This window comes from Zooshikella harenae (genome assembly GCF_018837975.1).
Classification (GTDB): Bacteria; Pseudomonadota; Gammaproteobacteria; order Pseudomonadales; family Zooshikellaceae; genus Zooshikella; species Zooshikella harenae.
Genome location: NZ_JAGSOY010000177.1, coordinates 1 through 2,721 on the forward strand (window position 1 = coordinate 1; position 2,721 = coordinate 2,721).

Below are 2,721 nucleotides of genomic sequence, written 5' to 3' on the forward strand. Positions count from 1 at the left end.
AGGATAATGAATTTTGATCCATCCTTCTCTTAGGGAAAATAGCCGATACGCAGGGTTATCGGCTATTTTTTTAACCTCCAACCTTGCCACTCGTCCGATTACGTAGTAATCGCAGCCCTTCATGTTAGCAGCTACTTACCACTTAAGAAGCTGTATTGCTTAGCACTATTCTAATATCGCGATCAGTTATAAGCCTTACCCTCAACCCTGACCTGCATCATATTTACACATTGAAGCATTCCCTTAAAATCGCCTGAATTTTTTACACTCTTTTCTGATTTCAGGGCACAAAGAAGTATGCGTAAAGCGATAGGCTATTTTTCGCTATTCATTCTACTGTTTCCAAGTTATGGCTTGATCGCAGATGAATTACCGACCAAAAAACTCCAAATGAAAAATAATGGTTGGATGGATTATCCGCCCATTTATGTTGACAGTGTGGCAGAAATCCCCGGACGAGCCTGTGGCGCTTCACCTGTAGCTTCATTTGAGCCCCACCCTTCGGCTGAGGGCAGTTGGTATTATGATTGCGCCGATGATCCATGGCCAAGAGCTTTGGTGTGGACGGCTGAAAAATACATTTGTCCAGAAGGTTATCAGCTCAAAGATAATGCTATTTGCGTAGGTTTTAACCTAGAAAACAAAATTAATGGGGAAACAAATTGCAGCCAACCAAGTGTTGGTCAGCCCATCAGCTTAGCTAATGGTAATATGTACCATATTGAGACAGATATTCATGGTCCTTTACCGCTGATAAGAACGTACAATACCCAAACTGGTAAATGGCAGTTTAATTTTGAAAATCAACTCATCATTTATAACAACCGAGTAACCTATGCCCAAGGCGATGGCAAACGTTATCTCTTTATCAACAATGGTAGCGAATGGACCAGTGATGCGGATGTATTTACGAAATTGACGTCGACCCAAAATCATTGGGTTATTCATAAGCCTAATGGAACAGCACTGTCATTTAATCAAGAGGGTGCACTCGAAAAAGAAACCTTTATTGGTGGTAAAACGTTAACGTACACGTACCAAGACAATACGCTGACGATTAATGATAACCATCAAAATACGCTAAAACTTGAATTTAACACTTCCAGCGTTTCCCATAAAAAACAGCTCACTTCAGCGACATTTAACGATGGATATGTTGTTTCATATACCTATAACACTAACAAGCTGCTCGCTCACATTAAGTACCCTGATAATAAAACACGTCAATTTAACTATGATAATACGCAATACCCAACGCACCTCACCAGTATTACGAATGCACAAGGTGTAGAAGCAATTAAATGGGAATATGACAACGAAGGACGTGCTACCGTCAGTGAAGAAAATGAAGGTGAACGTTACTCTGTTGAATATGGTGATAACCAAGCTACTGTTACCAACCCTCTCAAAAAACAAACAACATACTACTTCTCAAAAGTGGCGGGGGTTAATGCCGTCACTTCTGTCCAAGGCCATGCTTCTGCAAACTGTGCTGCCGCTAACCGTGAGTATACCTATCACGACACTGGTTTGATGAAATCCAAAACCGACTGGAAGGGGATCACGACCACATTTGAATACAACGAAAGAGGCCTAGCGACCAAACAAGTTAAGGCAGCAGGCACACCAGCTGAATATGTAACAACTACGGTATGGCACCCTGTATTTAACCAGCCCACACTGATCTCAAGGCCTGGCCAATTAATCTCATATACCTATGATGATAAAGGCAATGTTATATCTCAATCCGTGGCTGACCCAGGGACCAGTATTTCCATTACTGACACTGAAGATTACGATAATGATGGTTTAACTAACGAGCAGGAACACACGTTAGGTACCGCCATTGACTCAGCTGATACTGATGGCGACGGTTTATCTGACTTTTGGGAAACAGAAAATAATACAAACCCCTTAAACAATGAATCAGCCATTGACCTTGATAATGATGGATTTACCACCGAGCAAGAACTTTTATTAGGCCTTCATCCCAATCAAAAAAATAATGGTGAAAAAGTAAAATTTGTAGACTCTCGAGATGACTGGAGTACCACAGGCGTTCAAGGACATAAAGGCTGGTATTATGGTTATTATGATTACGAAAATGATGCCAATAAAACCTACCAAATAAATAAATTTATTGTATTTAATAAAAAATATTGGATTAACCATAAATGGGATCTTAATACCTCAGGCTCACCTTATCTTGAGATTGGTAAAGAATTAATGATTCCAAGTGGCCCCTATACAGGCCGCACCAACGAGTATTGGGCCATCAAGCGCTGGGAAAGCACCTATACCGGAAAAATTGACATCCAATGGTTGGCCCACAAAATCAATAACCGGAAAGGGAATGGTTTCACGGGCAAATTATTTATTAATGGCCAACTGCATGATCAACAACTTGTGGCGGCAAATGATCATAGAGGGGTGATAAAAACCCACCAAATCGATGTAAAAACAGGTGATATTTTAGATTTTGTCATGAGTCCTGAGGGAACGGATGGTGGCCATAGTAATGGCTGGGATCATGGCTATTTTTATATTTCTGTTTTTGCAGTACCTACAACACATTAATACCGCACCCAACGTTTAGCAGGAAGTACGATGAAGTTATTTAGCCAAACGCTGTTAACCGCTGCCATGCTGGCAGGTCTGGCCTCGGGTGCCACGGCGAGTAATACCCGCCATGTGAGTTATGAATATAACAATTTTGGACAG

General features: G+C 41.1%; 1 protein-coding gene. It reads left to right on the forward strand.

Annotation, left to right across the window (positions count from 1 at the left end):
* Positions 1-297: 297 nt before the first annotated feature.
* On the forward strand, positions 298-2,577 hold the full coding sequence (locus KCG35_RS24435) for a DUF6531 domain-containing protein (RefSeq protein ID WP_215822466.1): 2,280 nt from the start codon (positions 298-300) through the stop codon (positions 2,575-2,577).
* The last annotated feature ends 144 nt before the right edge of the window (positions 2,578-2,721 follow it).